General features: G+C 72.0%; 8 protein-coding genes. 5 read left to right on the top strand and 3 right to left on the bottom strand.

Features of this window, described 5'->3' with window-relative positions; genetic code table 11:
• On the bottom strand, nt 1–1342 hold a 1342-nt coding region (locus tag LO763_RS28460; protein WP_230792223.1), incomplete at its 3' end, for a S8 family peptidase.
• Between the two features lie 141 nt (nt 1343–1483).
• On the opposite strand from LO763_RS28460, the gene LO763_RS28455 reads away from it, so the two are divergent.
• Together LO763_RS28455 and LO763_RS28450 are read left to right on the top strand one after the other, a co-directional pair.
• Complete coding sequence (locus LO763_RS28455; protein WP_230792205.1) at nt 1484–2740, top strand: type VII secretion protein EccE; 1257 nt, start codon at nt 1484–1486, stop codon at nt 2738–2740.
• Entirely contained in the window at nt 2737–4485 is a 1749-nt protein-coding gene (locus tag LO763_RS28450; protein WP_230792203.1) for a hypothetical protein, read from the top strand. The genes LO763_RS28455 and LO763_RS28450 overlap by 4 nt, the downstream gene beginning before the upstream one ends.
• Before the next feature lie 214 nt (nt 4486–4699).
• Here LO763_RS28450 and LO763_RS28445 read toward each other — a convergent pair whose 3' ends face one another.
• Both LO763_RS28445 and LO763_RS28440 read right to left on the bottom strand, forming a co-directional pair.
• The gene (locus LO763_RS28445; protein ID WP_230792181.1) at nt 4700–5800 is read right to left on the bottom strand and encodes a hypothetical protein; all 1101 of its coding nucleotides are present in this window, start codon (nt 5798–5800) and stop codon (nt 4700–4702) included.
• A gap of 300 nt (nt 5801–6100) precedes the next feature.
• On the bottom strand, nt 6101–6784 hold the full coding sequence (locus LO763_RS28440) for a hypothetical protein (protein ID WP_230792178.1): 684 nt from the start codon (nt 6782–6784) through the stop codon (nt 6101–6103).
• A gap of 576 nt (nt 6785–7360) precedes the next feature.
• Between LO763_RS28440 and LO763_RS28435 the strand changes: the two genes are divergently transcribed.
• The 3 genes from LO763_RS28435 to rpmA all read left to right on the top strand — a co-directional run bounded on the left by LO763_RS28435 (nt 7361) and on the right by rpmA (nt 10826).
• Nucleotides 7361–9964, top strand: coding sequence for an Rne/Rng family ribonuclease (locus LO763_RS28435; RefSeq protein ID WP_230792176.1), 2604 nt, complete (start codon nt 7361–7363; stop codon nt 9962–9964).
• 287 nt (nt 9965–10251) lie between these two features.
• Nucleotides 10252–10551, top strand: a complete 300-nt coding sequence (gene rplU / locus LO763_RS28430; RefSeq protein WP_030144752.1) for a 50S ribosomal protein L21 — start codon at nt 10252–10254, stop codon at nt 10549–10551.
• Nucleotides 10552–10562: 11 nt separating this feature from the next.
• Nucleotides 10563–10826: a 50S ribosomal protein L27 gene (gene rpmA / locus LO763_RS28425; protein ID WP_230792173.1), complete on the top strand. Its 264-nt coding sequence runs from the start codon at nt 10563–10565 to the stop codon at nt 10824–10826.
• Nucleotides 10827–11346 lie beyond the last annotated feature (520 nt).

Genomic DNA, 11346 nt, shown 5'->3' with positions numbered 1-11346 from the left:
CCGGGAGCCGTTCGACCTCTCGGGAGCCAGGACGCCAGCGGCGCGTGCGGCCCTTCGGGATCACCTTCCGCAGCACCAGGACCAGCGCGATCAGCACCAGCGTTCCGCCGACGCTCGCCCACGCGATGGTCTTCACCGTCCCGAGCGGGTCGTAGTCGACGTCGAGCGGGGCGATCGCGTCCCGCTCCTCGTCGGTGAGCGGCAGCGTGGAGGACGAGTCGTCCACCGGGGCCGCCCCGACGTCGGTCGAGGTGATCTCGCTCAGGTCGTCCACCGGGGCCGACAGGGCCTCCTTGACGTTCAGGACGCCGTAGCCCTGGTACATGTTGAAGCCGTTCGGCGGGTGGATCGCGGTCGCCTGCAGCCGCTTCTGGATCCACGCCGGCGTCGCGTCGGCCCCGAACTGCGCCTTCAGCAGCGCGGCCGCGCCCGCCACGAACGGCGCGGCGAAGCTGGTGCCGCTGGAGGACTGCCACTGCCCGCCGGCGTAGGGGAACGCGACCCCTTCGCCGGGCGCGAGCAGGTCGATGTTCTCCCCGAAGTTCGTCTTGTTGTACCAGTTGCCGGTCTTGTTGTGCGCCCCCACCGCGATGACCTCGGGGTAGTTCGCCGGGTAGTACGTCTGGTCCTTGAGCTCGCGATCCGGGTCGTCCATGTGCTTGGCCTCGTTGCCGGTGGCGCCCACGATCACGACGCCGGACGCGATGGCGTCGGCGACCGCGGCCTCGAGCTCGTCCGTCGGCACCACGACCAGGGACGTGTTGATGACGTCGGCGCCGTGCGTCGCGGCGTCCCTGATGGCCGTGGCGAGGAGCTTGCTCTTCTCCGTGTCGCCGCCGTCCTTGTCGTCCATGAAGATCCGGATCGGCAGGATGTTCGCCTCGGGGGCGACGCCGATGAAGTCCTCGCCCATCTGGCTGCCGGCGGCGATCGCCGCCACGGCGGTGCCGTGGTAGAACCCGTCGCACCGGCCCTTGGCGTCCGCGTCCCAGGTGTCGAAGCCCTCCAGCAGGCGGTTCCCGAAGACGTCCTCCCGCTCCGCGGCGACCCCGGAGTCGATCACGGCGATCGTCACCCGCTCGCCCTTCTCGGAGCCGGTCGCGAACACGCCGCGGTTGTACTGCTGCGCGTCGTCGAGCCCGATGAAGTTCTTCGCCCACGGCCGCTCGTTGAGCGACTCGCCGCTGTCGGCGGTGGTGGGAACGCAGTCGGAGGGCTCTTCGGCCTTCGGGATGGTCCAGTCGTCCTGCGCCTGCGCGGGCGCCGCGGGCAGCAGCATCGCCCCGGCCGCCGCCATCGCGACGACGGCGGAACAGAGAGGGATACGCGGGAGGAATCGCATCGGCTCAGTCTAACGCCGCAGTACCAGAAGGCTGGTCCGGCCGCATTCGGGTCCGCGACACCCGCAGGGCGGGGAACCGGGAGGTGGACTCGTCCGCTTACGATAGGTACGACCACTCACCTTCATGATGGAGACGTCTCTATGACGATGCTTCAGGGGCAGCAGCAAGCTCGCGGCACGGCATCCGTGCAGGCCCAGCAGGGCGGCGGACCGACCCCCGGCGAGTCGGTCGTGTTCACGACCCGATCTTCCGGCAGGCTCGGCCCGCTCACCGTCGCGCAGCTCATCGCCGTCGAGCTCGCCCTCACGATCGCGCTGGCGTGCCTGGCGTTCGGGACGATCCCCGCGGCCGCCGGAGGCGGCGTCGCCCTGGTCATCCTCATAGTCGTCTTCTGGCGCAAGGGCGACTACTGGTGGTACCAGACCTGGTCGCTCAAGTCGCGCATGAAGCGGCGCATCCGCGCCCTCGACCCCGAGCAGCTCACCGAGGTCCTCCACCGGATCGCCCCCGACCTGGGCATCACCGGCGTCGAGGACCGCGACGAGAACGTCGGCATCGGCCACGACAACGGCGGCTGGTTCGCCGTGATCGAGATCGGCTCCACCGACGAGGGCACCAAGGCCGTCCCGCTGGAGCGCCTGGAGCGCCTCTTCGACGAGACGTCCGTGCCCGTCACCACCGTCCAGCTCGTCGGCCACACCACCCCGGTCGGCTTGAGCGCCTACGACAACAGCCCCGCCTCCCGCTCCTACCGCGAGCTCCTCGGCGACTACCCCGCCGTCGTCCACCACAAGGCCTGGCTGGCCGTGCGCCTGGGCGCCCGCGACGCCCGCGAGGCCACCGCCGACCGCGGCGGCGAGGTCGACGGCGTCTACAAGGCGCTCGCCTCGACCTCGCAGCGGGTCAGCAAGCTCCTCGGCAACGTCGGCGTCCCCAACCGCATCCTCGACGGCGAGGGCGTGCGCGAAGCGGTCCAGCAGTCGCTCGGCGTGGCGTTTGCGCCGGTCCCGGGCGAGCGCACTGCGGAGGAGTGGAACCACTGGTACGCGGACGGCCTGCGGCACGTCGCCTACCGGATCACCAAGTGGCCCACCGACGCCACGGCCCTGCACCGCACCCAGGACGCGCTCTCGGGCGTGCCCGCCGCGTTCGTGACGGTCTCGACCGTGGTCACCGCCGGCGCCAACGGCAAGGTCAACCCCGACGGCCGGGTCACCGGCCGCCAGCTCGCCGTCGACGGCATCGTCCGCCTCGCGCTCGACCAGGCCTCGTGGGAGTCGGCGCAGAACCAGCTGCTGAACGTCGCCGACCAGCTCGGCGTGCGCCTGCAGCGCCTCGACGGCGAGCACGGACCCGCCGCCTACGCATCCGCCCCGACCGGAGGAGGACCCCGATGAGCGACCGCGGCAACGGCAACGTCTACGGCGGCGGCAACTACCAGGGGGGCACGTACCAGGGCGGGTCCTACAGCGCCGGCAGGCACTCGGACGACGAAGAGGAGCAGCAGGACCGCGCCCCGCAGCGCCCGGTCGACGACGAGTCCTCGGGCACGGCCAAGATCGCCCGCGGCGGCCGGCCCGCCGCCGGTTCGCCACCCCAGGCGCCCTCGGCCCCGCAGGGCCCGGCCGCCGGTCCGCCCCAGGGCCCGCCGTACGGCCAGCCCGGGCAGACCGGGAGCCAGCCCGGCCGGGCGGGGCAGACCGGGAGCCAGCCGGTGCAGCCCGGCCAGACCGGGCAGCAGCGGCCCGTCTACGGCCGCCCGCCCGAGAGCACCGGGTCCGTGCGCCAGGGGCAGCAGCCCGGGCCGCCGCAGGCCCCCGGTGCGCGCGCCGGCGCCCAGCCGCCCCAATCCCCTCAGCAGCCGCAGTACCAGACGCCCCGCCCGCCGGAGATGCGTCCGCCCGGTGCCGGGCCCCAGGGCCCGCAGTCGTCGCCGCCCCAGCATCAGCAGCCGCCGCAGCGCCCCGCGCAGCCTCCGGCCGCCCAGCCGCCCCGCCCGCCGCAGGCCCAGCAGCCCGCTTCGCAGCCGCAGTACCAGCTGCCGAACACGCCGTCGCAGCAGCAGGGGCGTCCGCCGCAGCCGCCGCCCACGCCCTCCCGGCCGCCGACGCCGTCGCAGCCGCCGGTCGCGCCGGTCTCCGCCGCGCCCGTCTCGGCGCCGTCGGTCAGCCCGGTCTCGGCGCAGCCGGTCTCGGGCCAACCGGTCTCCGGTCAGCCCCTGTCGGGCGGCCCGGTCTCGGGCCAGCCGTACTCCTCGCAGCCGGCCTCGGCCCAGCCGTACTCGGGGATGCCCTACTCGGGCGCCGCGCCGATCACCGGCGGCCCGATCAGCTCCCTGCCGACCTCGGCGGGCCTGTTCGGCGTCTCCCAGGTCTCGGCCGGCCCCACCGAGGGCACCGTGTACGGCCTGCCGGTCACCGACCGGGCGGTCAAGACCGCCAGCGACGCGGGCAAGGCAATCGAGGCGGTCCGCTCCGCCCCGCAGATCCCGACCGCGCGGGCCCTGGAGCTCATGACCTCCGCGAGCCCGCCCTCCGGCCTCGTCATCGGCCGCGACGCCGAGCAGGTGCCGGTGGTCGCGCCGGTCTTCCGGCCCGAGGAGACGCGCATCAACTTGATCGGCGGCGTCTACCTGGCCCGCCTGCTCGTCTTCCGCGCTTTGGCGATCGGCACCCGTGTCGCGGTGTGCACCACGCGCCCGCAGGAGTGGAACGGCCTGGGGGAGACCGCGACCGGACGCAACGACCGGCTCGCGGTCCTGCACGGCGACCAGCCGGTCACGGTCGAGGCGAGCCAGCACTCCCCGGCGCTGTACGTCTACGACGTCGGCGAGCGCGGCTCGCAGACCAAGCCGGTCCTCGGCCCCTGGCGCACCCAGCTGACGGTGCTGCCGCGCCTGACCAACTACGCCGACGAGCTCACGGGTGACGCCCACATGACGGTGCTCCAGCGGCTCACCGCCGAGGAGGCCCAGATCGCCCGGTCGGCGATCCGGGTCAACCAGGAGGTGCTCCAGTGGCTCCAGATGCTGCACGACGACATGATCGCGATGCTGCGGAAGGGCCAGAAGGAGCGCTACCTGTGGTGCGCCCCGACCTCGATCGAGGCGCAGATGTTCGGCGCCCCGATGCGCACGTACTGAGGAACACGCACTGACCTTCACTCGAAAGGGTGAAAAGGGCCGGGCCCCGTCGAGAGACGGGGCCCGGCCTTGACTTTACTGTCGTACCCCCGGATTACTTTCGAACCAGGGGTCCCGCTGGGGTCTGTTTTGCGGAGACTCGCCGAGACACTCCAGGACTCGCCCGAAAATCTCGACCCGCTCGAACACGCAGGCGGCCCGGGCGCTCCGAGCCTCAGCTCGCGTCGCGCCAGTTCTCCAGGTACGCGCTCGCGAGCGCCGTCGTCAGGTCGGTCAGGCCCTGCTCGTCCATGGGGGTGTCCTTCGCCACCGCCAGGCGCACCACCAGGTAGACGTTGTCGTCCTGGAGGTGCAGGTGGTAGTTCGAGGTCCCGTCCGAGACGACCCGCGCCACCGCCGCCGACTGGTCGCCGATCTCCGGGGCCGGGTCCACCGGCACCCACTGATCCGTCATCTCGGCGATCTCGCCCGTGCTCAGCTCGAAGTTCACGCTCGCCCTGGCGTCGGATTCGAAGACCGTGCCCTCGATCTTCAGCAGCGCCGCCGCCTGCTGGGGCTCGCCGTAGGTCAGCGTGCACGACTGCACCCAGCCGCTGTTCTTGTCCTCGGCCTCGGGCGCCGCCACCGGCTCCGGTCCGTCCACGAGGGACTCGAGCTCCCCCGCGTCCGCCAGCGAGCACGGCTCATCGCTGCCCGCGTACGTCAGGTTCGAGTTCTCGCCCGTCGCCCCCGTCTCCTCGCCGTCGCGCGAGTTCAGGAACCACCACGTGCCGCCGCCCACCAGGGCCAGCGCCACCACCGCGGCGGCGATCTTCGGCCACGGGCTCGACTTGCGGGCCCGGCTGCGCACCTTCTGGAAGTCCGAGCGCCGCCGCGGCTCCTTCGGCATGTACCCCAGGCGCTCGCGGTCGTCGGCCTCCCCGCCGCCCCAGTCGCCCTTGGCCCCGTCGTCGGCGAACGCGGCCTCCTCGAACGGCTGGTCGTGCTGCTGCGTCGCACCGCCCGAGACGTCCTCGGGCCGCTGCCGGTAGTCGCCCCCGCGGGGGGCCTGCCCGGCCTCGCGCAGCGGCGGCGAGCCCGCGCCCCACTGGTCCGTGCGCGGCGAGGACCCGGTCACCGGACCCGACGGGGACTCGTAGCCCCCCGGCTGCGGCGAATGCCGCTGCGGGGACTGGTACGGCTGCTGACCGCGCCCGGCGGCCGGACCGCCCGCCGAGGGCCTCCCGGCCGAGGGGCCGCCCGCACGCGGCGCTCCGCCGCGCGGCTGCGACTCGAAGCCCCCCGCCTGCGGCGAGGGCCGTCCCGCCTGCGGCATCGGACGCTGCCCGCCCTGGGGCCCGCCGGGCTGCCCGCCGCGGTTCGGCGCCCCGGGAGGGTACGGCCCGCCCTGCGGCCGGCCCTGGCCCTGCCGGTCGTCCCGCGGTTCACCCTGCGCGCCCCGCGCCTCCCCGGCCCGGGGCCGCCACTGGCCCGGACCCGACCGCCGCCCGTCCTCGGGCTGCTCGTCATAAGCCGGGCCAAATGGTGGTGTGGCGCTCACAATGATCCTCCGCGAATGATTCCCGGCGTGTCGACTTGACGCCGCGGTAGTCACCGCCAGCTTAAGGGGAGCCGCCTAATTCCCCACTCGGGGGAGCGCGTCGACGAGCCCGGCGGTGAGATCCTCCACCAACTGCTCCGGATCCCCGCCCTCGGGCGGCTGCCCGGTGAGGAACACGTTCACGCTGACCGTGGCGTTGGCCTCCTGGGAGTGGACGCGCACCTCGGTCTCCTCGCCGTCCTCGACGGTCGCGATCGCGGCCTGCTCGCCGACGCCGCCCAGCGAGGAGGTCTCGTGCCCCTCTGCGGCCTCGAACTCGAGCACCCCGGCGTACGCGGCGCGCGCCTTCGCCGGGTCCTCGTACACCTGCACCGTCGCGAACAGCGTCACCAGCCGGTAGGCCTCGTCCCCGGCGTACTCGGCCGAGTAGGTGCAGTCGAACGTCCGCACCTTCTCCTCCGAGGACTCCTCGGGGCTCCGCGCCTGCTCGGCGTCGGCCCACGGGGCCAGCAGCTCCGGGTCCACGATCCGCTCGCACAGGTCGCCGATCTCCCCGGCGTCCACCGAGGGCCGCTCGTCGCCGATCCCGGAGGACCAGAAGAGGACGGTGCCGCCCCCGGCGAGCAGGGCCGCGACCACGGCCAGCACCCAGCCGACGCTGGTCAGCTGCCGGAACAGGTCGGCACCGCGATGCCGCCCCTGGTAGGTGGAGGGCTTGCCGTCCGCCCGGGGCTCCTCGGACTCGTCCGAGTCGATCACCTGGAGTGCGATGGTCTTCTTCCCTTGAACGTTCGCGGCCCGCTGCCGGCGCGCCGGTCCACAGCTTATCGAGTGCCGGGGACACGAGCCACGCTCCGACCGTGCCAACCACGGGGAGTCGCGCCCTCTCACCCGTTCGTGACGCCGGTTTCAGGGCCCGCCGTCCCCGGGTATCCGCGGGCGGGTGACGAGGGCCGATAGTGAGAGGAGGGGCACCGGCGCGTCGACCGGCTCGGCGAATGACGCACAGTGTGCGATACTTGCCCTTGTCGTACCGCACACAGCTACGTACAGTGCGACCCGGAGATGTCCTGTCCGCGCCCCTCACGACGGCGACGGACGTGACCACTCGGCTGGGGCAGAGGTGTTTCCCCGGTGCGAGTTGAGGCTTTCAGTGCGGCCCGATCGGCATGGAGCACCGCGCCGGAGCAAGGCTTGCCAGCCTTCAGGGCGAAGCGAGCCGGGCGCCGGCCGCACCAGGCCGCGAGGACCGCACTGCTGATGCCGCGCCCGTGCGGCAGCGGACGCACACCGCGTCACGCGCCCGGGCAGCGGCTGGAATGGAGATTTATTCGTATGCGCGAGAATGAGCCGCGCGAACAGGTGCCGCCGATCGCGGTCACCTTCATGGCTCCCCAGAAACCCAAGAACGACGAACCCGCGTCCGAGCCGCCCCGCGAGCGCCCTCGCGCCGCAGCGGCGACGACCGCGATGTTCGCCCCTCCTCCGAAGACCGCGCCCAAGGCCGCCGAGCCGAAGGACGAGCCCGACAGGCGCGAGTCCCGAGACCAGCAGGCCGACGAGCCCGAGTCCCGCCGGGGCCAGGCGAAGAAGACGCAGGCCAAGAAGGCCCAGACCCAGGAGCAGCAGCCGACGCGCAAGCGCACGCGCAGCCGCACCGAGAACCGCGCCGCTGACAAAGGCGGCACTGACAAGGGCGGCGCTGACAAGAGCGGTCCCGAGAAGGCCGGCGGCCACAAGGACGCCGACAAGCCCGAGCCCAAGGCCGAAGAGCCCGCCGCCGAGGATTTCGACGACGACTTCGACGATGACGACGACTCCGAGGCCGGGCGACGCCGCCGCGGCCGCCGGGGCCGCCGCGGCCGCGGCCGCGGCAAGGGCGCCGACGGCTCCGTCGACGACGAGGACGACGACGAGGACCACGCCTCCGACGAGGACGACGACGAGGACCAGGGGGCCGAGGGCCCCGAGGTGACCCGTCGCCGTCGTCGCCGCCGCCGCAGGGCCGGCTCGGAGGACTCCGACCGGTCCTCGCGTCCCGAGGAGTCCGGGGACGACGCCGAAGTCGTCGTCAAGGTCCGCTCCCCGCAGCGCCGCCCCTCGTCGAACGAGGAGGTCCGCGGCGTCTCCGGCTCCACCCGCCTGGAGGCCAAGCGCCAGCGCCGCCGCGACGGCCGCAAGTCCGGCCGCGGCCGCGTCCAGGTCGTGAGCGAGGCCGAGTTCCTCGCCCGCCGCGAAGCGGTCGAACGCCAGATGGTCGTCCGCGTCCGCGGCGGCCGGGCCCAGGCCGCCGTCCTCGAGGACGGCATCCTCGCCGAGCACTACGTGTCGAAGTCCGGGGCCCAGGGCCTGGTCGGCAACGTCTACCTCGGCAAGGTCCAGAACGTGCTGCCGAGCATGGAGGCCGCCTTCGTCGACATCGGCCGCGGCCGCAACGCCGTGCTCTACGCCGGCGAGGTCAACTGGGACGCGACCGGCCTGGCCGGCAAGGCCCGCTCGATCGAGCAGGCCCTCAGGCCCGGCGACGCCGTGCTCGTCCAGGTCACCAAGGACCCGGTCGGCCACAAGGGCGCCCGCCTGACCAGCCACGTCGCCCTCTCGGGCCGCCACCTGGTCTATGTTCCGGGCGGCAACGCCTCCGGGATCTCCCGCAAGCTCCCCGACCGCGAGCGCACCCGCCTGCGCGCGGCGCTCAAGAAGCTCGTGCCCGAGAGCGCGGGCGTGATCGTGCGCACCGCCGCCGAGGGCGCCGGCCCCGAGGAGCTGGCCCGCGACATCTCCCGCCTCCAGATCGAGTGGGAGGAGATCCAGGCCAAGTCGAAGAAGAGCAGCGCCCCCGCGGTCCTGCACTCCGAGCCCGACGTGCTCATCCGGGTCGTCCGCGACGTCTTCAACGAGGACTTCAAGGAGCTCCTGGTCGAGGGCGACGAGGCGTACGACGAGATCCACAAGTACCTCGAGTCGGTCTCGCCCGAGCTGCTGCCGCGGCTCAAGCACCACACCGGCACGAAGGACGTCTTCGCCGAGATGCGCGTCGACGAGCAGCTCCTCAAGGCGCTGGACCGCAAGGTCTACCTGCCCTCGGGCGGTTCGCTCGTCATCGACCGCACCGAGGCGATGACGGTGATCGACGTCAACACCGGCCGGTTCACCGGCGAGGGCGGGAACCTCGAGGAGACCGTCACCAGGAACAACCTGGAGGCGGCCGAGGAGATCGTGCGCCAGTTGCGCCTGCGCGACATCGGCGGCATCATCGTCATCGACTTCATCGACATGGTGCTCGAGTCGAACCGCGACCTGGTGCTGCGGCGCCTGACCGAGTGCCTGGGCCGGGACCGGACCAAGCACCAGGTCACCGAGGTGACCTCGCTGGGCCTGGTGCAGATGACCCGCAAGCGCGTCGGCCAGGGCCTCATCGAGGCCTTCTCCGAGCCGTGCGACCACTGCAAGGGCCGCGGCGTCATGATCCACACCGACGAGATCCTCGGCAACGGCCGCAAGAAGGGCAACGGCGGCGGTGGCGGCGGCAAGCCGGGCGGCGACTCGGGCCAGCAGCAGAACCAGGGCGGCGGCAAGAAGAAGAAGGACAAGGCCAAGTCCGGCCAGCAGAAGAAGCAGGACAAGGCCGACCACGTGAAGTCGGCCGCGGCCGAGACCGCGAAGATCGCCGCCGCGCACACCGGGCACGACCAGGAGGAGGACGTCGCGATCGTCGACGAGACCGCCTCCGAGCCGATCGCCAGGGTCGAGTCCGGCGACGCCGGGCCCGTGGTGGAGACCGAGACGACCGACATCGCGGCCGCGACCGAGGAGGCCGTCCCCGCGGACGCCGACCAGGTCCTGGCCGAGAACGAGACCACCGGCGCGGCGCAGGCCGACGCGCCGGACGCCGACTCGGAGCGCGGCGGCGACGCCGAGACCGGGAAGGCCACGGCTTGAGGACGGGCCCGGGCCGCGGACTGTGACGTTCGCGGCCCCGGTCCCGGCCCGATGCCGGAACCAGGGGGTACATGACGTACCCTAGTGAGCGGCCTATAGAGCCCTCAGCTTTTCGCCCCGCACCTGCGGGGACGAACGCGGAGCTCGATCGGCGGCCCGACCAAGGCGACGCTCTGCGGAGCCGGACGTCGGAACGGTGCGTGACACCGCGAAATTTGACAGACACCGTTCCCCTGCGGGGAACTCATTTCCCCGCACCGGGGAGGACCCAAGGAGACCGCGTCGACATGTACGCAATCGTCAAGACTGGCGGAAAGCAGTACAAGGTCGCCGAAGGAGACGTCCTCGAAGTCGAGAAGCTTCAGGGCGCGCCCGGCGACACGCTTACGCTGCCTGCGGTGTTGCTCGTCGACGAAGGCACTGTGGTCACCGACGCCTCCGGCGTCACGGTGAGCGGTGAACTTCTCGAGCACACCAAGGGCCCGAAGATCAAGATCCACAAGTACAAGAACAAGACCGGCTACCACAAGCGACAGGGTCACCGTCAGCCGCTGACCCTCGTCAAGGTCACCGGCATCACCAAGTAAGGGGTTGGACAATGGCACACAAGAAGGGCGCATCCAGCTCCCGCAACGGGCGTGACTCCAACTCGAAGCGACTTGGTGTCAAGCGCTTCGGTGGTCAGCACGTGAGCGCGGGCGAGATCCTCATCCGCCAGCGCGGCACCAAGTACCACCCGGGCGAGCTGGTCGGCCGCGGCGGCGACGACACGCTGTTCGCTCTGGCCGAGGGAGAGGTCCTCTTCTCCACCAAGCGCGGCCGCAAGCTGGTCAACATCGTCCCGGCCGAGGCCGCGGCGTAAGACCGGAGCGGCAACGCTCGAAGGCATCAAGGGCCGGGCCCGTCGAAAGACGGGCCCGGCCCTTTGTCGTACCCCTCGCGCCGGCACTCGGAGGCCGGCGACGCCGTTTCACGGAGACGCGCCGGGCCCTTCCCTGTCATGCTCGGTCCCGGCCGACCGCCGGAACCCATTGCGGCGCAGCGACGTTTCGGCAGTTCAGCACAGGCGGCGCATACTCCTGGACGCTTGGGGGTACCCCCCGATTCAGGTCCCCGAAAGGTCGTGTAATGTTGTCTCTGCCCGCGGGGGAACGGAACAGCCGAGAAGGACTGGTCCGGAAGCCGCCGGAGACCAGCGACAGACCCGAGAGGGTTTAGGCGCGGTCCGGTAGCTGAATCGCGGGGATCTCTGAGACTCACTAGAGGCTCGATCGCATGTGACACAGGTTAATCAGCCTGAAGTTTGCAGCGCGAACCGAGACTGTTAGAGTTGAGAGGTTGCTCCGGCTGAGGCCGAATCCCTAAAACGGATCGTCTGAGTT

The sequence above is a fragment of the Glycomyces amatae genome (assembly GCF_020991375.1).
Taxonomy (GTDB): Bacteria; Actinomycetota; Actinomycetes; order Mycobacteriales; family Micromonosporaceae; genus Glycomyces; species Glycomyces amatae.
The sequence above is the reverse complement of the archived record's forward strand: the minus strand, read 5'-3'. Positions and strand labels throughout refer to the sequence as shown.